Source organism: Flavihumibacter sp. (assembly GCF_036676075.1).
Lineage (GTDB): Bacteria > Bacteroidota > Bacteroidia > Chitinophagales > Chitinophagaceae > Flavihumibacter.
In genome coordinates this window covers 179,353-203,625 of the sequence record NZ_JAKFDQ010000007.1, presented here as the reverse complement: position 1 = coordinate 203,625, position 24,273 = coordinate 179,353, and the positions used below count along the sequence as shown (strand labels likewise).

General features: G+C 44.2%; 22 protein-coding genes. 10 read left to right on the top strand and 12 right to left on the bottom strand.

Features of this window, described 5'->3' with window-relative positions; genetic code table 11:
* Nucleotides 1–2: 2 nt before the first annotated feature.
* A complete protein-coding gene (locus V6M43_RS03725) occupies nt 3–773 on the top strand; it encodes an NUDIX hydrolase (protein WP_332732694.1) in 771 nt (256 codons plus the stop codon).
* Nucleotide 774: 1 nt separating this feature from the next.
* Here V6M43_RS03725 and V6M43_RS03720 read toward each other — a convergent pair whose 3' ends face one another.
* Nucleotides 775–1,614 carry a hypothetical protein gene (locus tag V6M43_RS03720; protein ID WP_332732693.1) on the bottom strand — a complete coding sequence of 280 codons (840 nt, stop codon included), beginning with the start codon at nt 1,612–1,614 and terminating at the stop codon, nt 775–777.
* A 47-nt stretch (nt 1,615–1,661) separates the two neighbouring features.
* Between V6M43_RS03720 and V6M43_RS03715 the strand changes: the two genes are divergently transcribed.
* A complete protein-coding gene (locus tag V6M43_RS03715; protein WP_332732692.1) occupies nt 1,662–2,681 on the top strand; it encodes a S66 peptidase family protein in 1,020 nt (339 codons plus the stop codon).
* Between the two features lie 222 nt (nt 2,682–2,903).
* Here V6M43_RS03715 and V6M43_RS03710 read toward each other — a convergent pair whose 3' ends face one another.
* From V6M43_RS03710 to V6M43_RS03695, 4 genes are read right to left on the bottom strand one after another with little or no spacing between them, the layout of a single operon-like run.
* Entirely contained in the window at nt 2,904–3,371 is a 468-nt protein-coding gene (locus V6M43_RS03710; RefSeq protein WP_332732691.1) for a Spy/CpxP family protein refolding chaperone, read from the bottom strand.
* Nucleotides 3,368–3,700 carry a hypothetical protein gene (locus V6M43_RS03705; RefSeq protein ID WP_332732690.1) on the bottom strand — a complete coding sequence of 111 codons (333 nt, stop codon included), beginning with the start codon at nt 3,698–3,700 and terminating at the stop codon, nt 3,368–3,370. The genes V6M43_RS03710 and V6M43_RS03705 overlap by 4 nt, the downstream gene beginning before the upstream one ends.
* A gap of 6 nt (nt 3,701–3,706) precedes the next feature.
* Nucleotides 3,707–4,285 carry an RNA polymerase sigma factor gene (locus tag V6M43_RS03700; RefSeq protein ID WP_332732689.1) on the bottom strand — a complete coding sequence of 193 codons (579 nt, stop codon included), beginning with the start codon at nt 4,283–4,285 and terminating at the stop codon, nt 3,707–3,709.
* Between the two features lie 47 nt (nt 4,286–4,332).
* Nucleotides 4,333–7,233 carry an outer membrane beta-barrel protein gene (locus V6M43_RS03695; protein ID WP_332732688.1) on the bottom strand — a complete coding sequence of 967 codons (2,901 nt, stop codon included), beginning with the start codon at nt 7,231–7,233 and terminating at the stop codon, nt 4,333–4,335.
* 81 nt (nt 7,234–7,314) lie between these two features.
* Here V6M43_RS03695 and V6M43_RS03690 point away from each other — a divergent pair, with 81 nt between their 5' ends.
* Nucleotides 7,315–8,223, top strand: a complete 909-nt coding sequence (locus tag V6M43_RS03690; RefSeq protein WP_332732687.1) for a S66 peptidase family protein — start codon at nt 7,315–7,317, stop codon at nt 8,221–8,223.
* A 67-nt stretch (nt 8,224–8,290) separates the two neighbouring features.
* Here the strand turns inward: V6M43_RS03690 and V6M43_RS03685 are convergent, their stop codons facing one another.
* The 5 genes from V6M43_RS03685 to V6M43_RS03665 are packed head-to-tail and all read right to left on the bottom strand — an operon-like array spanning nt 8,291 to nt 13,313.
* Nucleotides 8,291–9,097, bottom strand: coding sequence for an alpha/beta hydrolase (locus V6M43_RS03685; RefSeq protein WP_332732686.1), 807 nt, complete (start codon nt 9,095–9,097; stop codon nt 8,291–8,293).
* Nucleotides 9,098–9,130: 33 nt separating this feature from the next.
* The gene (locus tag V6M43_RS03680; protein WP_332732685.1) at nt 9,131–10,228 is read right to left on the bottom strand and encodes a VIT1/CCC1 transporter family protein; all 1,098 of its coding nucleotides are present in this window, start codon (nt 10,226–10,228) and stop codon (nt 9,131–9,133) included.
* 18 nt (nt 10,229–10,246) lie between these two features.
* Complete coding sequence (locus V6M43_RS03675) at nt 10,247–11,032, bottom strand: alpha/beta hydrolase (RefSeq protein ID WP_332732684.1); 786 nt, start codon at nt 11,030–11,032, stop codon at nt 10,247–10,249.
* Nucleotides 11,032–11,325 carry a rhodanese-like domain-containing protein gene (locus V6M43_RS03670; protein ID WP_332732683.1) on the bottom strand — a complete coding sequence of 98 codons (294 nt, stop codon included), beginning with the start codon at nt 11,323–11,325 and terminating at the stop codon, nt 11,032–11,034. Before V6M43_RS03670 ends, V6M43_RS03675 begins: the two co-directional genes overlap by 1 nt.
* A complete protein-coding gene (locus V6M43_RS03665; RefSeq protein ID WP_332732682.1) occupies nt 11,322–13,313 on the bottom strand; it encodes a KUP/HAK/KT family potassium transporter in 1,992 nt (663 codons plus the stop codon). The genes V6M43_RS03670 and V6M43_RS03665 overlap by 4 nt, the downstream gene beginning before the upstream one ends.
* 198 nt (nt 13,314–13,511) lie before the next feature.
* Here V6M43_RS03665 and V6M43_RS03660 point away from each other — a divergent pair, with 198 nt between their 5' ends.
* From V6M43_RS03660 to V6M43_RS03635, 6 genes are all read left to right on the top strand, one after another.
* Nucleotides 13,512–15,050, top strand: coding sequence for a hypothetical protein (locus V6M43_RS03660; protein WP_332732681.1), 1,539 nt, complete (start codon nt 13,512–13,514; stop codon nt 15,048–15,050).
* Nucleotides 15,051–15,064: 14 nt separating this feature from the next.
* Nucleotides 15,065–16,054, top strand: a complete 990-nt coding sequence (locus tag V6M43_RS03655; RefSeq protein ID WP_332732680.1) for a hypothetical protein — start codon at nt 15,065–15,067, stop codon at nt 16,052–16,054.
* Nucleotides 16,055–16,126: 72 nt separating this feature from the next.
* Nucleotides 16,127–16,801, top strand: a complete 675-nt coding sequence (purQ, locus tag V6M43_RS03650; protein ID WP_332732679.1) for a phosphoribosylformylglycinamidine synthase subunit PurQ — start codon at nt 16,127–16,129, stop codon at nt 16,799–16,801.
* Between the two features lie 77 nt (nt 16,802–16,878).
* Nucleotides 16,879–17,331: a protein-disulfide reductase DsbD domain-containing protein gene (locus V6M43_RS03645; RefSeq protein ID WP_332732678.1), complete on the top strand. Its 453-nt coding sequence runs from the start codon at nt 16,879–16,881 to the stop codon at nt 17,329–17,331.
* Nucleotides 17,332–17,404: 73 nt separating this feature from the next.
* On the top strand, nt 17,405–19,405 hold the full coding sequence (locus V6M43_RS03640; protein WP_332732677.1) for a protein-disulfide reductase DsbD family protein: 2,001 nt from the start codon (nt 17,405–17,407) through the stop codon (nt 19,403–19,405).
* Nucleotides 19,372–19,527 carry a hypothetical protein gene (locus V6M43_RS03635; protein WP_332732676.1) on the top strand — a complete coding sequence of 52 codons (156 nt, stop codon included), beginning with the start codon at nt 19,372–19,374 and terminating at the stop codon, nt 19,525–19,527. The genes V6M43_RS03640 and V6M43_RS03635 overlap by 34 nt, the downstream gene beginning before the upstream one ends.
* 73 nt (nt 19,528–19,600) lie before the next feature.
* Here V6M43_RS03635 and V6M43_RS03630 read toward each other — a convergent pair whose 3' ends face one another.
* Nucleotides 19,601–20,182, bottom strand: a complete 582-nt coding sequence (locus V6M43_RS03630) for an RNA polymerase sigma factor (protein ID WP_039127448.1) — start codon at nt 20,180–20,182, stop codon at nt 19,601–19,603.
* A 291-nt stretch (nt 20,183–20,473) separates the two neighbouring features.
* On the opposite strand from V6M43_RS03630, the gene uvrA reads away from it, so the two are divergent.
* On the top strand, nt 20,474–23,236 hold the full coding sequence (uvrA, locus tag V6M43_RS03625; RefSeq protein ID WP_332732675.1) for an excinuclease ABC subunit UvrA: 2,763 nt from the start codon (nt 20,474–20,476) through the stop codon (nt 23,234–23,236).
* A gap of 88 nt (nt 23,237–23,324) precedes the next feature.
* Here uvrA and V6M43_RS03620 read toward each other — a convergent pair whose 3' ends face one another.
* Nucleotides 23,325–24,164: a DUF5602 domain-containing protein gene (locus V6M43_RS03620; protein ID WP_332732674.1), complete on the bottom strand. Its 840-nt coding sequence runs from the start codon at nt 24,162–24,164 to the stop codon at nt 23,325–23,327.
* Nucleotides 24,165–24,273: the final 109 nt, after the last annotated feature.

Here is a 24,273-nt window from a genome sequence, read left to right as displayed (position 1 = left end):
CGATGGCTTTTAAAGATGAAATAAAAGATCTCTTTGAGAATGGTCACCACACCTATCTGCGAAATGTTTCGGTGGATTGTATCATTTTTGGATTTCACGGCAGTGAACTCAAAGTTCTTTTACTCAAGGCCAATTATACAGAAGGATGGGCCCTGCCGGGAGGATTTATAAAGCTCAACGAAGACATGGCTGCCTCGGCCCACCGAATCCTTAAGCAGCGGACCAACCTCTCAGATATTTTCCTGCAGCAGTTCGGGGTATTTGGGGAGGCCGACAGGGCTACCCAGAAAATGAATAAGAAGATCCTTAGAAAATATGGTATACATTCAGAGAGCAGCTGGTTGTTTGAGCGCTTCATAACGGTAGGTTATTACGCTTTGGTAGATTTCGAAAAGGTAGATCCCAGCAGCGATGAGTTTTCTACCGCATGCGAATGGTTCAATGTATATAATCTTCCACCCCTCATGATGGATCACGCAAATCTTGTACAGGAGGCCCTTGCTTACCTGCGCATGCAGCTTAATTATCACCCCATAGGACATAAATTATTGCCGGAAAAGTTCACCATGCCGGAACTGCAGAAATTATATGAGGCGATACTTGGCCGCAAACTCGATCGCAGGAATTTTCAACGAAAGATACTAGGGGTTGGAATCCTGAAAAGACTTGAGGAGAGAAAGGAAGGCGTTGCACATAAATCACCCTTCTATTACAAATTTGACCTTCGGAAATACCAGCGTGCAGCCCAGTCGGGATTAGGATTTCAGCTTTGAATTAATCTTTCTGAGGCCATCGGAATTCTATCGTTGCATTCCGGCTAAGGTCAGCCGAAAGAAAAACCTGTACCAGTTTACCATCAATGATCATGGTTAATGTACCAGTATTGGGGGGAATACTGCCAAGGTTATGCGCTATGAAAGAAAGTTTATTTACCTCCAGGTTCCGGTCGGGATAAATGGTAAAGGATCTCATCGATGCAGTGATGGGAACCCGTACTGCAATAGGTTGGCCATTGAAGATCAGGGATACTGTATCACCATCAACCTGCCCGTTATCATAAAGTTTTACAAGTATGCTGTCATTGTCGATCTCAAGGCTGCGAACAGTAAAATCAGACCGGCCCATTGCCATTTTCAGGTAAGCAGCGTCGGCATTGAAAGCTGGACTGCCAGGAACAGGCAGAGGGGAAGGAATGAATTTCGTTAATTCATATTCTGCATCTGCACATTTGATCTTTAGTAATCCTCTTGACCTGTTTTCGGCTGATCCCTTGAGTTGGGTTCCCAGACTTGATTCAGAAATACGGAAACTGTACATGCTAAAACAATTCACATCTATGGCAGGTTTAATAGCTCCCAGCAGTTTGATCTCTTTGAGAATTATGACTGAATCAAGCGGCGAATAACTTCCTTCCAATGAATATCGCTGGAAGCGGTTATCCCCGAAAATGTATAAAGATTCACCCCTGATAATATTGTCTGTCTGTGTAAGTTTAAGTTCAACATAAGCCGACTCGCAGGAAGTCCACCCGAGCCCTTTCCATGTTCCATTCAGCAGCTGCGCATGGAGAGCGCAGGAGAAGAGGGTTAGAAAACATAGAAAAACGGGCCTCATGGCTTATTATTTATAGTAATTTACTCAACATCAGGATCATTTTTACTATGGAAAGAAAGGAATTTATCAGAAATGGTTTTTTAGCAGCCTTATCGCTGCCTGTTGATACCGGAACTAAAGAACCCGACCCGCATTCTGTGGCCCTGAAAAGGCCGCCCTACCTGAAAGCAGGAGACACCATAGCTATAAGCTCACCCGCCGGCTATATCACATTGGAAGAGCTTGAACCTGCAATCAGGCAGATCTCATCATGGGGACTAAAAGTGAAGCTGGGTTCTTCAATCGGTAGGAGAGACGGAACTTTTGGGGGAACGGATACGGAAAGACTGGAAGATCTGCAGGCTTTGCTCGACGATCATTCGGTTAATGCAATTCTATGTGCAAGAGGAGGGTATGGCCTGGTTAGGATCATAGATCATATTGATTTCAACAGATTCCGCCGACATCCTAAATGGGTGATCGGATTCAGCGATGTAACTGTACTGCATGCTCACCTGAATTCAGTGGTTCGTGTTGCATCCATTCATTCCAAAATGTGTAACAGCTTTCCTGATGTTTGGGAAGAGGCAGACCAGTTGCAGAAAGATTCCATATTATCGATCCGCGATTTACTATTTGGAAAAAAAATGTATTTCAGCGTTCCCCCTTCTGAATATAACCGCTATGGACAAGCGAAGGGTGAGCTTATTGGTGGAAATTGTAAGACCATTGAATCAATCACAGGATCGGGTTCTGACCTTTTGACAAAAGGAAAGATCCTTTTTCTGGAAGATACAGGTGAATATCTCTATAGTATTGACCGGATGTTCTGGAACCTGAAGAGAAGTGGTAAGCTTGATCATCTTGCCGGCCTCGTGATAGGTGGATTTAAATTCAAACCTTCCGAAGATCCGGAAGAAGAGTTCAACAGGAACGTTTACCAAATTATCATGGAGAAGCTTGTTGATTGCCATTACCCGGTTTGTTTTGAATTTCCCGTTGGCCACCAGAAGAATAATTTCGCCCTAAAATGCGGAGCAATGGTTAAACTGGATGTTAATGCTACAGGATCTGTTCTTCAGGAATGATTTTTATTTTATTTTTATGGTATGCTGACATTATTAGTTTGGCTTGTCCTTTTTATACTTTGCTGGCCATTGGCCATTATCGCTCTGATATTGTATCCAATTGTATGGCTTCTCCTGATTCCTTTCCGGATCCTGGGGATAGCGGTGGATGGAATACTAGAAGCGATCAAAGCCTTGTTCCTTTTGCCCGCGCGTGTCCTGCGTAATTAGTAACGGAAAAAATCATTGGCCTTTTTTTCTTGCAGTTCTTCTTCCCATTCTTTGAATGAGTGTGTCCAGTTCCAACTGCTGCTCCGGATTGCAGATAGCCCTCAGTTTTCGAAAATGCTCATAATTATTAATGGTGAGCGCGGTTTCTATTTTCCCAATGGTGTTTGCATACCTAAGGATTATGGAGTCAGGTTGAGGTTCTGCTTTGAGATTTTTATAAAGAGATTCCCTGCTTGTTCTCATCGAATCCAATAGTGGCTTATTCTTCTGTTTAACTGTATCCAGCATTTCTTTGAATGCCGCAGCCTGTTTATCATCCAGCGCCAATTCTTTCACCATGAACTCAATGGGAGATCTTTGGCTCCGTTCTCGTGGCCGGCGTTCTTTGGTGCCAAACAGATACATGCCTACCATCACCAGGTTGGAGATCAGTAATACACCAATAATAAACAGAAGTGATTTATTTTTTATGCTGGTCATGGCAGAATGGTGTTTTGGTCAATCATGGAATTTCGTTCAAAATGGTATTCCTGTGCCAGGGCGGTCATATGATCAACATTATCCTCTGGCACGGTAGCCTTATTGCTGAATAGTATAAATAAATTGATTGCAAGCAAAAGCACGATAAAGGTTAATGCTACAGGTGGGCGGCTGATATATGCAGCAATTTTTGTCCATACACCTTCATCATTCTCCATCCTGCCTCTAAGTCGGGTATAGAAATGTGCCTTTGTGTGGGCTTGAACAACATTGTCTAAACTGCCCAGGACCTCTTCCACTCTTTTTTCTGTATGCTCATTGGCTCTCATGGTCATTTATTTATTTTCGAAATATTCATTTAGTTTCTTTCTCAGGTTGGCTTTGGCCCTTTGCTGTAACGATTCAACGGCACCAATGGTTGTTTGCAGTATTGTGGCTATTTGCTCATTTCCTAATCCTTCCAGTTTCTGCAGACTGAATACCACCATTTGCTTTTCGGGCAGTTGCCGGATGGCTTTAAACAGTAAAGCTGCATCCTGTTTTTTTTCCAGTGCCACGCCGGGATGGTAAAAATCTGATGCCTCTTTTTCCTCCTTTCCTCCCCCCGCCCAAAATGATCGAATAAAATCCAGTCTGATTCTTCGGGTCTTTTTTCTGATCAGGTCCAGTGAACGATTCACAGTTATCCGATAAAGCCATGTGCCAACTGATGCATCTGCACGAAACTCATCTATGGAGTTCCAGGCGGAGAGGAACACTTCCTGGGTCAGGTCTTCCGCGTCCTCGGCATGTTGCAACAGCCCCAACGCAGTGTTATAGACCTTATCTTTCCAGCCATCCACAAGTTCCCTGAAAGCAGATTCCTCCTTCCTTTTCAACCGTATGATGAATTCAGTTTCGTTGAATGATCCCATGTTGTTGCGATGGTACTATCCTGCTAAAATAACGGATCTGCATTTCATCATTCCATAGTGCTGTCGCCATAGGCAATCGGCATTGAAGGTCCTCCTCCAGGTCCACCATCACCTCTCTGTCCGCCAGGTGCTATTGGTCCACCAGGTGTCATAGGATTCATTGGCCTTTGCATTCTTCTTTCTGCAGGAGCCGGCGCCTTGCCAAAATTTCTCAGCCTGTAAGAAAATGTAAGCATGAAATATTGCTGCAGTACCTGTGTCCAATTGTCTTCAATGCCATCACTAGATACGGTTCTGCTAATACTTCGGTTCTGTTTCAACAGATCAAATACCGAGAGCCGGAGATCACCTTTCTGATCTTTCAGGAATTTCTTCCCGATAGCAGCATTCCATAGCCAGTAATCCTGGTTGAATTCAGCTGTCAATCCCCTGTATAACATATTGTTCAACTCATTATCAATATACCATCCCGATTTGCTTAAGAGATTAAGTCTTACTCCTGCAGACTGTGAGAAATATTTATTGTTGAGATTCTGCTGAAGATCATTTTTTACAATGCTCCTGCTTGCGTTGTAGTTGATATTGAAATCAACATACTCACTAATATTGCTCGCCAGAATTATACCACCGCTAAAGGTTGAATTCCTGGTTTCATTCAGCATATTATTTATCAGTCCCGGTGTCTTCACATAATTGTAACCACCATTAAAAGTAATATTCGATTTTATGGACTTGAAAGGGAATGAGTAGGTGGCAAATGTCCGAAGGTTCCAGTATCCATCGAGGTTTACGGGCTTGGAAAGACGAGATCCCTGTTTTAGTGTGAATGTTGGCGTTAGTACTGAATCAGAGGTTGCAGTAAAAGTTGCATTTGTTACATAGTCCATCGTATTTGTAGCAAACAGGTTGAAAAAAAAACTGTTTCCTTTTCTTGAATCCGAATAGGTATATCTTGTGCTGAGTGTATTAGAATATGATTGGTCGAGGTTAGGATTACCAGTTGTGGGAAATAATACATTGTTGATATTGATCACATTCTGTAACTGGTTTACCGATGGGGTACTGGTAGAAGCGCGGTAGAACATCATGAGGTTGCTTTTTTCTCCGATCTTTCCCCTGAACATTGCATTCGGCAGAATATTGCTGAATGATTTTTTTAAATTCCCTTTTGCAGGATAGGTCTGATCATTATCCAGCTCGGTATTTTGCAGGTCAACACCAATGGCAAACATTCTCTGCCGGTCGCCCACCCGGTAATTTATACCACCTCTTTGTGTGGTAACATTATTGGTGAACACATTAGAAAGGGATGTGTCAAGTATGGTGTATTTGCCTGCATTGTCATCAAACCGGTAGGCCCGGGTATCTGCTTCGTTTTTGGAGTAACCCGGATTATACCTGAATTGTAATGATCCTTTTTTACCTATTGGTTCTGAGTATTCGAGGTTGGCGCTATAATTCTGGCTTCTTGTTTCCGATAAGGATTGCTGGAAGGTACTATCATATTCGGGCGTCAGTGCCTTAAAAAAAGTAGAGATCGTTTGTTGTTCACGAGTACTGTTCCGGTTACTGAATCCGGTAGTCAGTCCTATACCAAAACTCCTTCTTGTTTTACCCAATGCCTGGCGGTAAAAGATATTGTTATTGAAATTATATCCATTGCCTTTAACCCTGTTTGGATCAACGGTTCTGCTGGTAACGGTACCATCCAGGTTCGTTTGTTCACCACTGGTATAGGATCTAATATCATTTTCCTGGTAGCTGAGGCTGGGGGTTATGATCAATGATTTCTGAGAGTCAATTTTATATTGCATCCGCATGTTGAAGCGGTGACTGGTGGAGATATTTATGGATTCAGCGTTCTCAGTATAAAAACTATTGGGAACATTGGTATTGAACTGCTCCCTGTTGGTAAGCTGGCTTCTGTTATTGGTATTGTTATTAAAGAAATAGCTTCCGCTGGTTTCAAGTTTTTTACCCCAGAGGTCGCTGTAGTTGAGCCCTAATGCATTTGTTTTTGTAATACCGTTCTGCTGGCCTGTCTGGAAGTTACCTGACCCACCTCTGCCCATTCCTCCGCCTCTTCCACTGTTGCCGCCAGAAAGACCAAGCATATCCGAAGAACTGAAGTTCTGCTGGTTGATATTATTGAATAGTCCAACTACAGAGATCCGTCGGTTTTTATTAAAGAAGTTCACCGCACCGCCAGCCTGGTAGCGGTCATCAGTACCATATCCTGCATACACCCGTCCGAACTGTCCGTTTCTCCGGTCTTCCCTGGTTACTACATTAATGGCTTTAACGCTGTTGCCATCATCAACACCTGTGAGTTGTGCCTGGTCGCTCAGCCTGTCAAATACCTGTATCTTATCAACAACTTCTGCCGGCAGGTTTCTTAAAGCGGCGGTTGCATCATCACCAAAAAATTCACGACCATCAATGGTGACTTTTCGAACTGTTTCTCCCTGCGCTTTTACTTCGCCATTTTCTATCTGGATTCCAGGCATTTTTTTCACCAGGTCTTCCACGTTCGCATCAGGGTTTACTTTAAACTGGTTGGCATTAAATTGAACCGTATCACCTTTTTGCTGGGTAGGAGGGGTGGTTGCCTTGATCACTACCTCAGTTAGTGTTTTGCCCGATTTTCCCAATTCTATAGTGCCGAGGTCAATATTATTTCCCTGGAGAGTGATCGTTTTTTCATAATTATCAAATCCCACAAAGGTGACCGTTAGTTTATATGACCCATTGGGAATTTCAGCAAAGCTGAATTCACCTGACATTGCAGATACGGTACTTCTTGAAAAACTGGTATTACGCAGCTGGATCGTGGCACCTGAAAGCCCGCTCCTGGCGGTACTATCCTGGATTTTTCCTTTGACTGTAGATTGCGAATAAGCACAAAACGATAAGGTTAACCCGGTCAGCAGAATCATAAAAATCTTCATATAGATAAGCTTGTCTTACTCATTAGACGAACAGTGATCAGTATTCCTACGGTGCTTCGCTATTTATTTTTATTTTGCAACATGCGCATCCCCCCATACCTCAAAAAAGGTGATACCATTGGAATGGTTTGTCCCGCCGGCTATATGCCTCCTGAAAAATGGCAGACTGCTGTTGAAGTATTGCAACAGGAAGGCTATTCTATCAGGCTTGGAAATACCATGCAAAGCAAGTCTGAGAATTATTTCTCCGGCACCGATGCGGAGAGGCTGGCAGACCTGCAGGAGATGCTGGACGATAGTTCTGTAAAAGCAATTCTTTGCGGAAGGGGAGGTTATGGGATGGGAAGGATCATCGATCAATTGCAGTTCAAAAGCTTTCGCAAACATCCCAAGTGGATAATAGGCTTCAGTGATATCACCATTCTCCACGCTCATATTAACCGGCAATTAAAGATCGCAAGCCTGCATGCTCCCATGGCAGCAGCCTTCAATGAAGGTGAGTATGCGAATCCTTATGTACAGTCGCTTCTTGCCGCTTTAAGAGGTGAAAAATCCGTTTACAGGAAAGCCCCCCATCCATACGACAAAAAGGGTAAAGCAAGTGGCAGACTAGTAGGAGGAAATCTCGCCCTGGTAAGCCATCTTATCGGAACCCGATCGGCTTATAAAACAAAGGATAGGATTTTATTCCTGGAAGATGTTGGTGAGCAATTGTACAATATTGACAGGATGATGATTCAACTTAAGCGCTCGGGTATGCTTGAAAATCTATCAGCACTTATTCTGGGTGGATTTACAGATAACAAGGATACGGACCGGCCATTTGGAAAAGATATAGAAGATATTTTTAAGGATTTGCTGGATGAATATAAATATCCTATCTGTTATGGATTCCCGGTTAGCCATGATAAAGAAAATTATGCGCTCAAAGTAGGCTTGAACCACACACTCATTGTAAGTGAGGAGGGATCCATTCTGTCTGAAAAATAATTTCCTCTCGATTCCCATTTTCACGATCTCTTCTATTCCCTATTGCCTATTGCCTATTGCCTACTCCCTACTGCCCCCCCAACACCGAATCCACCACCCTCCTATATTCCGGATAGGTTGTGAGATCATTATGCGTGCCCCCTTCTATAGTGATAAATCGGTCTTTGGGTTTCAGCATTGGTATCAGTTTTTTTGCATTGCGATAGGGCACCACACCATCATCTGTACCCTGGAATATTATTATAGGCATCAGCACTTCCGGAAGATATTTATAAGTGGGAAGTTCATAATGGATCATCCTGCTGATAGGATAGAAGGGGAGATAATAACTGAAAAGCGAATGGATACTATAATAAGGTGTTTCCAGCAACAACAATTTGGCATGATGGGTGGCTGCAACCTGTGCAGCGATTCCGGTGCCCATACTCTTTCCATAAAGTATTATACTATCTCCTGAATATGATCTTTTAGCAAGCCGGAATAACTGGTCGGCATATTCATATAATCGTTTTTCTGTAAGCGGACCGGTGCTTTTGCCAAAACCAGGATAATCTATCATCCAGACCTGGTAACCTTTTGCTGTTAATGATGGAACGTATTTCGCATACCAGGAGATGTTTTTCCGGTTACCATGAAAATAGAGAATGACGCCTTTGTTTCCTTTGCTGCTATCTGCTAAGAACTGAATAATATTCAGATTGCTCTCTTTATCGAAGGGTATATTGATTTCCTTATGCGGCAGACCAAAATTATAATTATCCGTTTTCAACAGCGGCTCGGGATGGAAAAGGAATTTATCCTGCAGGTAAAAGATACCGATACCCAGTAGAGCATAAACAAGGATGATGATCTTGATCCAGCGCAATAATTTCATGCCGCAAAGCTAAAGCAACTGCCCATTACTTAATTACCCTGCCAATGAAACACCTATGAGTTTTCCAATACCAAAAGTTATGGCAGCGGCAGCCAGACCAAACAAAACCTGGCGGAATCCTGAAAACCATAGATTCTTCCCGGTAAACAATGTTATGGCTGCTCCAATCAGGAAAAGGCCAATTGCGCTGAATGTAACACTGAGCCATATAGCATTCATTCCGGTAAGGAAGAAGAAAGGTATCACAGGTATTATGGCCCCAACGGCGAATAGTCCAAAAGAATATAGTGCTGCTTCAACCGCAGAACCTTTTAGCTCTTCTGCATTAATACCAAGCTCTTCACGTACCAGCAATTCATGTGCATGGTCTTTATTTTTCAGGATCTCTGTAGCCATTTCATGTGCCTGCTCTTCCGGAATTCCTTTCGCCATATAGATCAGCGCAATTTCGCGACGTTCTCCTTCAGGGTTGGTTTCAAGCTCCTCCATTTCAAGTTGCATCTGGTTTTCATACAATTCCTGGCTACTTTTCACTGATATCCATTCACCCAATGCCATTGATAGGGCACCAGCTAGTAGTCCCGCCAATCCAGCCATCAGCACTGTGTCCTGACCGGTAGTTGCGCCCGCTATTCCCATTACCAGACTGAAATTGGAAACCAATCCGTCATTGCCTCCCAACACACCGGCCCTGATAGCATTACCACCAACAGAGCGGTGTTTTTTTTCAAAGCGGGTGAATTGTGCGCCGGTAACCCTTCCTTCTTTTTCGAGTAATGAACGAAGGATCTTTACATGATATGTTTCGCTGCCATTAATCTCCTGCTTGTTTTCTTTTTTGGCGACGATAATAGCATTGGATATACTTTTCTCTGTATCCATTAACACTCCCAGAACATATTCATAGCCGAAGATCCGCCCGATGCGGTTGATTGTTCGTGCCCGCCAGGAGGGTGGTGGAAGTTGGGCTGCACTAATCTTTTCCTTTGCTGCAAAAGCCTGCACATGGCTGTTTTCAATTTCACTCATCTGCCTGAACACATTGGCAACGGTGGCATCCTCTTCATTATCTGCAAGTTTTTTATAGAGCCAGGATGCATCTATTTCTGTTTGAAGGTTTTTTAAGCTCATGGCGGGGGTATTAGGGGTTCAGTATTTCAGAATATCTCTGATAAAATTATGGTATTCCGGAAAGGAAGTGAGGTTATTGTGGCCACCACCATGAATGCGAATCAGTGTGATCTTTGAAGGATTGATACGCTGCAGCTTTTCACTGTGATGAAGGGGGATGAGCCAGTCGCGCGTGCCATGTATTATATAGGTATGGCAGTTAACATGTCTTATCCATTTGTCGGTGCGAAGATGGTATCGCAAAACAAGACTTACCGGAAGTATGGGCAGAAATCGCTCCACCACTTTTTTAAAACTATAATAAGGTGCATCCAGTATCAGGTAGCGGGGTTTATTATCTGATGCGATCTTGGCAGCAAAGCCGCTGCCGATACTTCTTCCATAAACAATGATATGATGTTCGGGATATTCAGCGGTCAGCGTATCATACACAAACTGTATATCCTGTAACATATCTTTCTCACCCCGCTTGCCGGTACTCTTACCAAATCCCCTGTAATCAACCAAAACCACATCATAGTTATAGCGGTAAAAGTCCTTTGCATATTTTGCCCATCCCTTTATACTTCTTGAATTACCATGAAGATATAGTACAAGGCCAAGGGGCTGTTCGCGCTGGAAGTGAAGACCGTTTATCCGCACACCCGGACCAATATCAAAATTCAGCTCTTTAAAAGGGATATCATAGGCAAACTGAAAATCCTGTTTGAGTTTCTCCGGCTTGAAGATGAATCTATCCTGCAGAAAATATCCGAGAATACTTAATGCCGCAATTCCGATAATTATATAGAGATAAAGGGACATTATTTTTTCCACTCTTCGAGCCCGCCCCTGAGATTGATCAGGTTGGTGAAATCAAACTTCTCCTGTAGCCGCTGTATCGCAATGGCGCTCCGGATACCTCGTTTGCAGTAGAGCACTACCTTCCCTGTTCGTGGTATTGCATCAGCCATCTGCATGATCTCTCCAAGTGGCAACAACATACCGCCAATATTGAATGCTTCATGCTCTTCGTCTTCTCGCACATCAATTAGCAGGATCTTTTCTCCCATGCCGAGCAGGTCCCTTAATTCACCCGGACTAAGCTGCGTTATCAAAACTGGTGATGTTCTTCATGGAAGATCCTTTTCAGTCTGATTGAAGTAACCGGTGCTACTATCAGCGGGAATTTCTCCACTACAACATTTGAAGGATCGAGTCCAAAACCTCTTTCCTCTGAAAGGCTGATCTCCTTTAACCAGAAATAAAACTTCATGATGATCCTTTCAAAAAAGGGAAGTTCATTATCCTGGCTGAGGTATTTTTCCATAACAATGAACTGGAAATCACCCACCACATTATTGCGCTCCAGGCTCTCATAACGGCTATAGATATTCACTTCCTTATTGTTCACCAGTTCTTCCACAACTTTCCTGAAAAGGAGATTGATCTTGGGTTCCATCCTGAAACCAAGGCGAAACTCAACCCTGATGATATCATTGGGGATGATATGGTCAACTACATATTCGCAGGTATAAGGATCATCGAGCGTGTCAACATGAATGAACCAATAGATATCTGCTCTTTTAGGTTTTTTATTAAGGATGGAGTAAATGATCTTATGCTCAATTTCCTTGGGATTGTTGGCACTGGTCATATACACCAGGTGGGTCGCATGTTTGGGAACTGTTTTGTCGTTGCTCAATTCCTGGATCATGGGAACATAATGTTCCATCCGTACAAATTCAACATAACGGTTCTTGATCTTCCTGCTTCTGTAAGAAACATACATCACGATAAACATGGCTGCGCCGATTAGCAGCGTGATATAACCACCATGAGTGAATTTCTCCAGCAGGGCGATAAGGAATGTTATCTCGATTACAACATAGGCAACTATGAAAAGATAGATAAGGGATGATGGAACTCTTTTGGCTACCATGTAGTTGGCGAATAACATGGTGGTGCTGATAAAGGTAACGATGATGGCGAGGCCATATGCCGCTTCCATCCGCGATGATTCTTTGAAATAAAGCACTATGCCCACGCAACCTATGAACATCATGGTATTGATACCCGGAATGAAGAGCTGTCCTTTTTCTTCTGAGGGATACCTGATCTTTAGTTTAGGCCAGAGGTTAAGACGCATGGCCTCACTTATGAGTGTATAGGCACCAGAGATCATGGCCTGGCTGGCGATGATGGCGGCAGTGGTGGCGATGATAACTCCCGGAATGATGAACCATTGTGGCATAAGGTCATAGAAGGCATTGATACCCAGGGTGGCTTTCATGTCGGGGGTAACGGTGATGCCTGTGCGGTTCGCCAGCAGAAAGGCGCCCTGTCCGAAATAATTCAGCAGCAGGCAGATCTTAACATAGATCCAGGAGACCCTGATATTATCGCGGCCGCAGTGGCCAAGGTCACTATATAATGCCTCCGCCCCGGTAGTACAGAGGAATACAGCGCCCAGCAGCCAGATGGCCTTAGGGTAGGTTGCCAGAAACTCTATTGCATAATAGGGGTTAACAGCTTTAAGAATTGAAAAATCATCGGAGATATGCATCACTCCTAATATGCCGAGCATGGTAAACCAAACCATCATGATGGGACCAAACATCTTTCCAATAGATGCAGTACCAAACTGCTGCATAAAAAAGAAAGCAGAGATGATACCCAGTACGATGTAAACAATCGTATTGGTTTGGAGGTGATAGAATATTGGCAGTTCCTTTAGTCCCTCAATTGATGAGGTGATGGTCATGGGAGGGGTAATGATACCATCTGCTAATAATGAGGCACCACCTATCATAGCTGGTATCACAAGCCATTTTTTTTGTCGCCTTACCAGTGCATAGAGTGCAAAGGTTCCACCCTCACCCCGGTTGTCGGCCCTTAGTACGAGCCATACATATTTTACGGTAGTGATCAGGGTTAGTGTCCAGATGATACAGGATAATGATCCGATAATAAGATTATCAGTAACCTCTCTCCCGGAAATAATGGCATTGTAAACGTAAAGGGGTGAAGTACCAATATCACCATAAATGATCCCAAGCGCAATCAATAATCCCGCCGTTGAGACCTTATTAAGATTTTTTCCCACAGTTGATCAAATTTTGCCAGGGCAGATCCCCGGCAGGTAAGAAACAAAAAAAGCTCGGTTTCCCGTAGCCGCATTGCAAAGGTATAGTTAAAAATATGATACAATGAGTATATGTTATCCCCTTAACCAACCAGCTTGTTCGTAAAATTGTCTCTGTAATGTATTTATAGGATATTAACTTTAATAAAAGCGTACGTCATGAAAATCAGGCTTAGTGTTCTGGGCTTATTCCTGCTTGTTGGTTCCATCCTGCAGGCCCAGGCTCCCCGTGTCATATATTCAGAACCTGAAAAAGAGGATAGCCGCCGCACCAATTTTGAGATTCTCGGTAAACTGGGTAACAACTTTCTTATTTATAAAAACAACCGGAATGAGCATGACATCAGTTTGTATGATGCCGAAATGAAGCTCAATGAAAGGGTGCCCCTGGATTTTATGCCAGACAGGGTTATCAACCTCGACTTTATCAGTTTTGCCGACAAGATCTACCTGTTTTACCAGTACCAAAAAAAGCGTGTGATCTATTGCGATTATGTGGCCATCAATGAAAAGGGAAGACCAATGGCAAATCCTGTAACCCTTGATACTACAGAGGTCAATTACTCATCCAATAACAAGATCTATTCGCTGATCAATAGTGATGATAAGCAGCGTATCATGCTTTTTAAAGTGAACAGCAGTGACCCTAAGAAATTCTTCATCACCTCCTTTCTATATGATGATCGCATCAACCTGCTCACAAGGAATTTCACCATGATGAACATGGAAGGCAAGAATGAGAACTTCGCCGATTTCCATCTCACCAATGCGGGTGAACTGGTAACGGCAAAATATACCCGCGCAAGTAATAGCAGCGACTTCATCACCGGGGTGAACATGCTCATTAAACATCCGGATTCACTGGGTTTCAGCATCCGTAATGTTGATATCGGTAAGCAGATATTGGATGATATCATTCTGAAGGTTGACAACAATAATAACCGTATTCTGCTGGCCTCATTCTTCTCACGTCAGAAAAGGGGGAATATGGAAGGACTATATTTTGTGAATTGGGATACCCGCAGCAACCAGAAGATCAGTGATACGGCCATTGTATTCAATGATGAGTTAAGGGTATTGGCCAAAGGCAGTGAAACCAATAAGAAAACGGCTTTCAATGATTTCTTCATCAAGAATATCTACACCCGCAAGGATGGTGGTTTTGCTATAGTGAGCGAGGTGCTGTATACAACATCGCGCTATAATAATTTCAACAGGTGGGATTATACGGGTTGGGGTAATCCTTGGATGAGCCCCATGAATTATAATTACTGGAGCCCTCTTTATAGTCCATGGCGTATGCCATGGGGAAGGTACGGATGGAATAATTCCACCGCCCAGCGCTACTTTGCGGAGAATGTAATGTTGTTGTCTTTTGACCGTGATGGGAAGTTGGAATGGAGCAATGTTATTGCCAAGAACCAGTTTGATGATGAATCGGATAATCTTATTTCTTACGGAAATATGAATACAGGTGGTGAAGTACACTTTCTTTTTAATACTTTCGAAAGGCGGACTTTCGTGCTGACCGATCAAAGTGTTGATGCAACAGGTAAGATCACACGATATCCGACGTTGAAAAACCTTGACAAAGGGTACGATTTCATGCCAAGATTCGCCAAACAGGTTAGTGCAAGGCAGATGATCATACCTTGTTTATACAGGAATTACCTGTGTTTTGCCAGGGTTGACTATTAAAAAACTAACCCATTGTGATAGGAGTCTTCAAGCAAAAGAACCCGGCCAACGCGTTCGTATTGCTGATCTATGCTTTGATCCTGAAATTCCCGGTTTTCCTGAATTACCCTGCTCCTTTACGGCAGGAGGAAGATAACTATCTCTATAAGCTTTTACTCAATATACTGGCTCCCATAGGGGGAAAGGAAGGTATACTCTATGGGATGCTGGCATTTATTTTTCTTTTTCTGCAGGCCAGCCTGCTGAATCGCATTGCCAATACCATCAGGCTTCTGCCCCGGCATAATTACCTGGTGGGGATGGCATTCCTGCTGGTAAGTTCCCTTTTACCCGAATGGAACCAGTTCTCCAGCACCATGATCGTGAATTTTCTGTTGACCTGGATCTTTTATGGTATGTCCGGATGGTATAATAATAACAGGCCACTTTCCGCGATTTTCAATATAAGCTTGCTGGTAGGAGTGCTGCCATTGTTTTACAAACCGTCGGTAGCCTATATAGTGCTGATATTACTGGCTATCATCATCACCCGGCCGATGCGGATAGGAGAGTGGGTGATAGCCATCATCGGATTTCTTTCACCCTATTATTTCCTGCTGATAATATTATTCCTTACCGACCAGTTGGAGCCCGGGGCCCTGGCGCCGATGGTTAATTTTCACCTGCCCAGGATCCCTTCCTCACTCTGGGTTACAGGAGGTATTCTTTTAATGGTGGCACCTTTCCTCACCGGCGCATGGTTTGTTCAGGATAATCTTACCAAAATGCTTATCCAGGTCAGGAAATGCTGGAGCCTGCTACTTTCGATGCTTTTGGTTGGGCTCCTCATCATTCTTGTAAACCCCGGGAATAATTACCAGCACTGGCTTTTGTGCATTACCCCCATCGCATGCTTTCATGCCGCCACCTATTATTATCCGGCCAACAGGTGGTTCCCGGTGGTGGTGCACTGGGTGATCTTTGCTTTTGCCATCATCGTCAATTATTTCCCCCACCTCACCTAGGGGCATTTGCCGGCAATCGACTAACTTTGCGGGCCTGACAGATCCATATTTTCACCTTTTGATCTATTATATATGAAATTCGGTGTAGTAGTTTTTCCTGGTTCCAACTGTGACCGTGACATGAAGGATGCCCTTCAGAACGACCTCGGTCAGGAAGTGATCATGCTCTGGCATAAGGATAAAGACCTTAGCATGTTCACAACAGAAGACTGTATCGTTTTGCCGGGAGGCTTTTCTTACGGCGATTATCTTCGCTGCGGCGCTGTTGCCAGGTTCAGTCCCATGATGGAATCGGTGATCGAATTCGCCAACCGCGGTGGTAAGGTGCTTGGCGTATGCAATGGCTTCCAGGTTCTCTGCGAAGCACACCTGCTGCCAGGGGCGCTATTAAGGAATGCCAACCAGCAATTCATCTGTAAGAATGTTTACCTCAAAGGTCTGGATACCGATAAGCCACTGATGATCCCCATTGCCCATGGCGAGGGAAGATACTATGCAGATGAGGCCACGCTCGATAAACTGGAGGCAAACGACCAGGTTATATTCCGCTATTGTGATGAAAACGGGGAGATAACAGATTCTGCCAATCCAAATGGAGCGAGCCGAAATATAGCAGGTATCAGGAATGAAGCCGGTAATGTATTCGGGATGATGCCACACCCCGAAAGGGCCTGTTCTGCCGAGCTTGGAAATATTGACGGCAGGCTGATACTGGAGGCACTCCTGAGGAGCAAACAACCTGCCTGATCATTCTTAACAAAAGCTGTAAGGCAAACTGGATAATTTTAGATTTTCATTAGAACTAATTGATGGATTTTTGCATCATGAAAAAAATCTTCGTAACAGTCCTTGCCCTGGTAGTAACCGTAGCCCTTTTCGCGCAGAGCGATAAGCAGGTAAAATGGTCATTCCAAACAAAAAAGATCGCTGAAAATACCTACGAAGTGCGTATGACCGCAGATATCGGAGGTAATTATCATATCTATGCACAGGACGGCGGAGATGGCCCTGTTTCCACTTCTTTCAATTTCACCAAGAACCCGTTGGTATCCCTTAATGGAAAAGTAGCAGAGCAGGGAAAGGTGAAGAAAGTATTTGAAGAAGCCTTCGATTCTGATGTTCGTTATTATGAGAAGAAGGTTGAATTCATCCAGGTGGTGAAAGTAAAAGGAAAGGCGAAGACCAACCTCGCTGGTAAGGTGGAGTTCATGGTTTGTAATGAAAAAGAATGTCTTCCACCTGCCGTTGTGAATTTTAAAGTTCCCTTAGGAGGATGATCCTCTTAGTTTGAATAATTGAAACGAGTTCTTTTCCGGAACTCGTTTATTTTTAACTGCCAACCCTTCTCTGATGCGTAGCCGAATTCTACTCGCCCTGTTTTCCCTTTTCGCATTTCTATCTTCAGGTGCCCAGGATGCCTCCACCGGAACAACGCCTGTGGTGAACTTCACTTATGATGCCACAGCACAACCGGGAAAAGGCGAATACACCCTTCGCTTCCGCGCGGCAATACAACCAGGGTGGAAACTATTTTCCACCACCATGACCGATGATGAACCTAATACAAGGATCAATCTCGATTCAGCATTCAGCGGCAAAGCCGGTTCGGTAAAAGAGAGCGGAAAATTGGTGGAAAAACCCGAGCCCCTTTTCGATAATATGCAGATCCGCTATTTTGAAGGAGAAGCAATATTTGAGATGACCGTATCGGGTGTAGAGCCGGGAACAGATATCAAAGGCAGCATAATCTATATGGCTTTAAAGGGAGAAGAAGTTGCCGGTCCGGAAGAAACGCCCTTCCGTTTTACTGTTTCTGAAAGCGGTGCTATAAGCAGCAAAGCGGCGGGGCCCCAGGAATCTTCAGAAGCAAGTAACCAGATCAGGCGTACTGCCATTGACCTGGAGAACCCGGTTGCCAATTGTGGTGGAACTGGATTGGAAGAAAGCGGCGATAAGGGCCTGTTAAATATTTTTGTGCTCGGTTTCCTGGGTGGACTCATCGCCTTATTCACCCCCTGCGTATTCCCCATGATCCCTCTCACCGTATCCTTCTTCACCAAAAAATCGCAGGATCGTAAAAAAGGAATTGCCAATGCATTACTCTATGGCTTCTTCATATTCCTGATCTATATTTTACTAAGCGGACCATTTCATTTTCTTGACAGCCTTAACCCCGAGATCCTGAATAATATCTCCACCAACGTTTGGCTGAACCTCCTGTTCTTCGTGATCTTCGTTGTATTTGCCCTCTCTTTCTTTGGGCTCTTTGAGATCACGCTGCCCAGCAGCTTTTCCAATTCGGTTGATCATAAATCAGGCATAGGCGGCACTGTCGGAATATTCTTCATGGCGCTTACGCTGGCACTGGTTTCTTTCAGCTGTACAGGTCCAATTTTGGGATCTCTGCTGGCAGGATCACTTTCCACCGATGGCGGCGCCATGCAGCTTACCGTGGGTATGGGTGGATTTGGATTAGCACTTGCACTACCTTTTGCCCTCTTTGCCCTCTTCCCGAACTGGTTGAATGCAATTCCTAAATCAGGAGGATGGCTTACCACCGTTAAAGTGGTGCTCGGTTTCCTCGAACTTGCACTCGCTATTAAGTTCCTCTCCAATGCCGACCTGGTGAAACACTGGGGACTCCTAAAAAGAGAAACATTCTTTGCGATTTGGATATTGATAGGCGTTGCACTTAGTCTATACCTGTTTGGACTAATCCGCTTCAAGCACGAGGGACCAATAAAAAAACTTGGCAAGCTCAGGATCGCCGCAGCCATATTCTTTAGTTTGTTCACACTATACCTGGTACCCGGACTTACCAATACAAAGTATGCCAACAGGGCGTTGATAAGCGGATTTCCACCGCCCCTGAATTATAGTTTATATGCTCATGAAGAAGGGGAAGGAAAAGGTGTGGAGGCCAATGTGGTGAATGATTATGAGAAAGCCTTGAAAATGGCCAAGGAGCAGAATAAACCGCTACTGATCGATTTCACTGGATGGGCCTGCGTCAATTGCCGGAAGATGGAAGAGAACGTGTGGACCAAGCCGGAAGTGAAGGAGATGATAGAGAAAGAATTTATCCTTGTTTCACTTTATGTGGATGACCGCCAGAAACTTCCTGATGATGAACAATTCATATATACCAACGAGAAAGGGGAAAAGAAAAATATCATAACCATCGGTGATAAGTTTGCCACCATGGAAACGGAGAATTTCCGAAATGCCTCCCAGCCGCTTTATGTGATAATGAATGGTGATGAAAAGCTGCTCAATAAGCCGGTGGGATATATGCCGGATGAGGTTGAGTATCTGGAGTGGTTGAAGTGTGGGCTGGGAGTGGAGAGATAGAGGGATGGAGGGATGGAGATGGAGGGATGGAGGGATGGAGAGATGGAGATGGAGAGATGGAGGGATGGAGAGATGGAAGGAATAAAAAAAGCCCGCTCGGTGAGAGCGGGCTTTTTAATTAGGCGTCATTCTGCAACAACCTTCTAACGGGCAAGCGAATCGATTTGTTAGAGGGAGCCACAGAATGACAATATGTTAAAGAGCAATGTTCTTTTCAGCCATCATCTTACGCAAGTTGATCAGTCCATAGCGCATACGTCCGAGGGCAGTATTGATGCTGCAATTGGTGAGTGCTGCTATTTCTTTGAAGCTAAGCTCTGCATAATGACGCAGTATGATCACCTCGCGCTGGTCTTCGGGAAGAAGGTCAAGCATTTTGCGAACGCGTTCATGACTCTGGCGCTTCATCATGGTAACATCGGCTCCATCTTCAGTGAAGTTGATCACTTCAAAGATGTCACGCTCATCGCTGGTTTTGATAGCAGGAGTGCGTTTAACCTTGCGGAAATGATCTACACATAGATTGTGTGCAATACGCATTGCCCAGGGAAGGAATTTTCCTTCTTCGGTGTAACGGCCTACACGCAATGTGTCGATGATTTTGATAAGCACATCCTGGAAGATATCTTCGGCAAGGTATTTGTCCTTAACCAGGAAGAGGATGGATGTGTAAAGCTTGTCTTTGTGACGCAGGATAAGTGTTTCCAGTGCGCCCATGTCGCCATCCATAAACATATGGATCAGCTCATTGTCTGTTTTGATAGAAAGTGATTTCATAAACTTCTACGGTTTTTAAAAGGATTTAAACAAAAAAGGGATATTGGGAACTAGTTTAGGGAAAAATACGGTCAGTGTAGTAGATGTACTATAGGCGTGAGTTTTAGGTTTTTCTAATAGGACGGTAATTGAATACCAAGATAATATTTTTTTATATAAAACAAGATTTTGTGAAAACTTTTTTTCTGCGCCTATACTAAATTAAATTTTCGCTTCTGCACAATAAATTACCAATCCCTTTTTCCGGTGTTATTCTACTCATAGTTTATTCCAATACTTTTGTGCTCTCGTATGAATGATATTTACATTAAAGGTGCAAGGGTTCACAACCTGAAAAATATTGACGTTACCATTCCCCGTAATAAACTGGTAGTAGTGACCGGTGTTTCAGGTTCGGGGAAATCTTCTCTTACCATCGATACACTTTTTGCAGAAGGGCAGCGCCGCTATGCAGAAAGTCTTAGCGCATATGCAAGACAGTTCATGATGCGGATGAATAAACCCGATGTGGATTATATCAAAGGTCTTTGTCCCGCTATTGCCATTGAACAAAAAGTGATCACCCGAACACCGCGTTCTACTGTAGGCAGTATGACGGAGATATATGATTACCTCCGCCTCTTATTTGCCAGGGCAGGTAAAACAATATCTCCGGTATCGGGCCGCGAAGTGCGCAAGGATGATGTAACAGATGTTGTGAAGGCCATACAGGGAGGAAAAGAAGGCGATAAGATATTGGTACTTGTTCCCTTCCGCCAGCACCATAACCGTTCTGTGGAGGAGGAGTTGAGTATCCTCTTACAAAAAGGATTCAGCAGACTTTATAATGGTGAAGTACTGCGCATTGAAGAGCTGCTGGAAAGTTATGCCGAAGGAAAAGCATGGAACCCCACAGCAAAGAAGCCGGCATACCTGCTGGTAGACCGGCTTGTTGTGAAAGAATTTACAGAGGATGATCTGCATCGTATGGCTGACTCCGTTAGTACAGCATTTTATGAAGGTGAAGGCGAAATGTTATTGCGCATCAATGAAAAAGAATCGCTTCCCTTCAGCAATCGTTTTGAACTTGACGGAATTGTATTCGAAGAACCTGTTCCAAACCTTTTCTCTTTCAATAATCCATTTGGAGCCTGCCCAACCTGTGAAGGATTTTCGCAGGTGCTCGGCATAGATGAAGATCTTGTTATTCCCGATAAACGGTTAAGTGTATACGAAGGCGCAGTTGCTCCCTGGAAGGGAGAGAAGCTTGGATGGTGGAAAGAACAATTCATCAAGGCCGCCCGCAGCACCGGCTTCCCGATCCATAAAGCAATAGCCGACCTCACCAAAGAACAATACCGTCAATTATGGAAAGGCGTTTCTCCCGCCCTTGGAATAGATGATTTCTTTAAAGAGGTGGAACAGAACCTTTATAAAGTTCAGTACCGTGTACTCCTCTCGCGTTTCCGCGGCCGCACCACCTGCCCCGATTGCGAAGGTTACCGCCTTCGTAAAGAAGCACTCTATGTGAAGGTGGGAGGGAAACATATTGGTGAACTTTGTGAATTGCCGGTGAGGGACCTGCAGCAATGGTTTAAAAAACTTAAACTCAGTGACTATGATAAGCAGGTAGCAAAAAGGATCCTGCTCGAAATAGAAACAAGGATAGGCACACTGATGGATGTTGGACTGGGGTACCTCACACTATCGCGACTTGCCAATTCACTGAGCGGTGGTGAAAGCCAGCGTATACAACTTACCCGCAGCCTGGGAAGCAATCTCACGAATTCATTATATATTCTGGATGAGCCATCCATTGGTTTGCATTCAAGAGATACGGCAAGGCTTATCAATGTACTCAAATCGCTCCGCGACCTTGGCAATACGGTAGTGGTGGTTGAACACGATGAAATGATGATGCGGGAAGCCGACCATATCATAGATATGGGTCCACTCGCCAGTCACCTCGGCGGAGAAGTGGTTGCCGCCGGCGATTATAATGCCATCGTAAAAAACAAGGAGAGTCTAACCGGAAAATATCTAACAGGCAAGTTGGCCATCGATCCACCGGCAGCAGTTAGAAAATGGCGTCGCTCCATTACAGTTAAAGGAGCGCAGCAGCATAACCTCCAGAAAATTGATGTGGAGTTTCCCCTTGGTGTTTTCACCGTTGTGAGCGGTGTAAGTGGAAGCGGAAAGACCACTTTGGTAAAACAGATCCTCTATCCCGCCCTGCAGAAGATAAAAGGAGAGGCGGCTGATAAAGTGGGAATGCACCGTTCAATAGAAGGGGATATTGATTTCATCACCCAGGTGGAGATGATAGACCAGAACCCCATCGGCAAATCATCACGCAGTAACCCGGTCACCTATATCAAAGCCTGGGATGGCATCCGCGATCTATATGCTTCACAGGGACTAAGTAAGACGCGTGGCTTTTTGCCAAAGCATTTTTCTTTCAACGTGGATGGTGGCAGGTGTGATGCCTGCAAAGGGGAAGGCGAACAGGTGGTGGAAATGCAGTTCCTTGCCGATGTACATCTAACCTGCGAAGTATGTGGTGGAAAACGTTTTAAGGAAGAAGTGCTTGAGGTAACTTATAAGGAGAAGAATATTTACGAAGTGCTGGAGATGAGTGTGGAAGAAGCGCTTGAATTTTTTGCCGATGAAAAAGATGTTCTGAATAAGATCAGGCCGCTAAGTGAAGTGGGGCTGGGCTATGTGAAACTCGGACAATCGTCAGACACCTTATCAGGCGGTGAGGCGCAGCGTGTGAAGCTTGCCTCTTTCCTGGGAAGGGGAAGAGCGCAGGGGCATATACTTTTTATCTTTGACGAGCCTACTACCGGACTGCATTTTCATGATATCAAAAAACTACTCGCCTCCTTTAATGCATTGGTAGAGCAGGGACATACCATTCTTGTAATTGAACACAATACGGATGTTATCAAAAGCGCCGACTGGGTAATAGACCTTGGTCCGGAAGCCGGTGATGGTGGTGGTACGCTTGTGTATGCCGGCTTGCCAGCCGGACTCAAAAAAGTAAAGGAAAGCAAGACCGGTCAGTTCCTCTGAAAGTCGCCCGACCAGCACAAAAAAAACTGGCATATGAAGCATATGCCAGTTGAAATCATAAAGGTCAATGGTGTTCTGGTATCTGCGCTTATTCAAGCGGGAATTTTATGAAGTTGCTTAGTGAAACATAGTAGCGGTCGTGCTTTTCATCATGCCACATATTATAAGCTGATGGATAATAGCCCGGTTCTGGATAGGCGAGCGGGGTAGGGAAAACATTATTCATACTGTTGTTCGCTGTTATATAGGCAAGTGTAATCATTGGCTCAATAAAATGCACCTTTCCTGCATAGGAACCATAGATCATAATTTTTGTGAATGGCAGGAAGGCGCCAAGGTTTACCGGAACCCAATGGGATCCCATCTCAGGTTCTGCCGTTCCGCCAAAAGGAGGATTAAAGTATTGTTGCGGCGCGTAATCTCCCACGGGCTCATTATCAAAGCCGGTTGGATCTTCAGCATAAGTTGGGATAGCCATCCTTTCTTCATTGCTGATCATATAAAAATGAAAATCAAAATGGGGAACAGTAAATACTCCTGGAGGGGGATGTCCGCCCGGGTTCCAGTTAATGCCGATATGCTCAAAGGCAGTGGCGGCAATGGCTTTCTGGTGCAGGGGGAGAACAGTTGTGTGATGGTCTTCAATGGCATCAGGATGGGATCCAAGGGTATTGATGGCATCTCCGGTAATTTCAATGCCGATTTCAACAGGAACATCATCATGGGTAAGCGTTATCCATGACCGCGCATAGCCATGCCCCCACTCAACCTGAGGCCCTTTAAAGGTGTTGGACTTAGGATCGGATTGCTTTAATAATGCATCATCAGCAATTTGAACTGAACTTTCCAATGATTCTTTCTGGCAGGAGGCAAGCATGATTCCTCCGCAGAAAAGCACCAGCAGCGGCTTTAAATTAAAATGATTCATAACCATTTAGTTTAAAAAAGTGAACGATAAGGTTGTAGAAGAAGGGGGGATTCTGTTGAGGGATCAAACGGTTCGGAGTACTCCTAAGTTATACAATATAATTATCATA

Bases quoted from the DNA above. Each gene is read 5' to 3' on its own strand.
- V6M43_RS03685 (WP_332732686.1), bottom strand. From the start codon at position 9,097: ATGAAATTATTGCGCTGGATCAAGATCATCATCCTTGTTTATGCTCTA.
- V6M43_RS03700 (WP_332732689.1), bottom strand. From the start codon at position 4,285: ATGGGATCATTCAACGAAACTGAATTCATCATACGGTTGAAAAGGAAG.
- V6M43_RS03620 (WP_332732674.1), bottom strand. From the start codon at position 24,164: ATGAATCATTTTAATTTAAAGCCGCTGCTGGTGCTTTTCTGCGGAGGA.
- V6M43_RS03725 (WP_332732694.1), top strand. From the start codon at position 3: ATGGCTTTTAAAGATGAAATAAAAGATCTCTTTGAGAATGGTCACCAC.
- uvrA (WP_332732675.1), top strand. From the start codon at position 20,474: ATGAATGATATTTACATTAAAGGTGCAAGGGTTCACAACCTGAAAAAT.
- purQ (WP_332732679.1), top strand. From the start codon at position 16,127: ATGAAATTCGGTGTAGTAGTTTTTCCTGGTTCCAACTGTGACCGTGAC.
- V6M43_RS03675 (WP_332732684.1), bottom strand. From the start codon at position 11,032: ATGTCCCTTTATCTCTATATAATTATCGGAATTGCGGCATTAAGTATT.
- V6M43_RS03695 (WP_332732688.1), bottom strand. From the start codon at position 7,233: ATGAAGATTTTTATGATTCTGCTGACCGGGTTAACCTTATCGTTTTGT.
- V6M43_RS03720 (WP_332732693.1), bottom strand. From the start codon at position 1,614: ATGAGGCCCGTTTTTCTATGTTTTCTAACCCTCTTCTCCTGCGCTCTC.
- V6M43_RS03660 (WP_332732681.1), top strand. From the start codon at position 13,512: ATGAAAATCAGGCTTAGTGTTCTGGGCTTATTCCTGCTTGTTGGTTCC.
- V6M43_RS03680 (WP_332732685.1), bottom strand. From the start codon at position 10,228: ATGAGCTTAAAAAACCTTCAAACAGAAATAGATGCATCCTGGCTCTAT.
- V6M43_RS03715 (WP_332732692.1), top strand. From the start codon at position 1,662: ATGGAAAGAAAGGAATTTATCAGAAATGGTTTTTTAGCAGCCTTATCG.
- V6M43_RS03690 (WP_332732687.1), top strand. From the start codon at position 7,315: ATGCGCATCCCCCCATACCTCAAAAAAGGTGATACCATTGGAATGGTT.
- V6M43_RS03710 (WP_332732691.1), bottom strand. From the start codon at position 3,371: ATGACCAGCATAAAAAATAAATCACTTCTGTTTATTATTGGTGTATTA.
- V6M43_RS03640 (WP_332732677.1), top strand. From the start codon at position 17,405: ATGCGTAGCCGAATTCTACTCGCCCTGTTTTCCCTTTTCGCATTTCTA.
- V6M43_RS03645 (WP_332732678.1), top strand. From the start codon at position 16,879: ATGAAAAAAATCTTCGTAACAGTCCTTGCCCTGGTAGTAACCGTAGCC.
- V6M43_RS03705 (WP_332732690.1), bottom strand. From the start codon at position 3,700: ATGAGAGCCAATGAGCATACAGAAAAAAGAGTGGAAGAGGTCCTGGGC.
- V6M43_RS03630 (WP_039127448.1), bottom strand. From the start codon at position 20,182: ATGAAATCACTTTCTATCAAAACAGACAATGAGCTGATCCATATGTTT.